Below are 506 nucleotides of genomic sequence, written 5' to 3'. Positions count from 1 at the left end.
CCAGGTAAGCGGTCGCATCCGGCGTGATCGCAATCACCTCCGGGCGGAACGTGGTCAGGAAGTGGAACACCGCCGGCAACACCAGGAAATACGCGAACGCGCAGCCCAGATAGAACAGCAGCACCGACGAGGCCAGCAACGGCACCGCCAGGCGTTTTTCGCGGGCATACAGGCCCGGCGCCACGAACGACCACAGCTGGAACAGCAGCCACGGCACGGCGATGAACACCGCCACGAAGAAGGTCAGTTTCAACGGCGCGAAGAAGGCGCCGGCCGGGTTGGTCGCGATCATCGTCTGCCCGTTCGGCAGCTGCGAGATCAGCGGTTCGGCGATCATCGTGTAGATCTGCCGCGAGAACGGCATCAGGCCCAGCAACACCACGCCCAGGCCGATCAACGCGCGCACCAGGCGCGCGCGCAGTTCGATCAGGTGTTCGACCAGCGAACTCTCGTTGCTTTCATGCTCGCTCATCGCGGTGCCTCATCGTTCGGCAGCGTGGGCGCAG

The 506-nt window shown here is 64.6% G+C and carries 1 protein-coding gene; it reads right to left on the bottom strand.

The annotated features are described in order from the left end of the window. Positions 1-472 (bottom strand): twin-arginine translocase subunit TatC (gene tatC, locus AAE045_RS24515; RefSeq protein ID WP_455549885.1); only part of this gene is annotated, 472 nt, incomplete at its 3' end. Between the last annotated feature and the right edge of the window lie 34 nt (positions 473-506).

This window comes from Dryocola clanedunensis, from assembly GCF_038405435.1.
Classification (GTDB): domain Bacteria; phylum Pseudomonadota; class Gammaproteobacteria; order Enterobacterales; family Enterobacteriaceae; genus Dryocola; species Dryocola clanedunensis_A.
The sequence above is the reverse complement of the archived record's forward strand: the minus strand, read 5'-3'. Positions and strand labels throughout refer to the sequence as shown.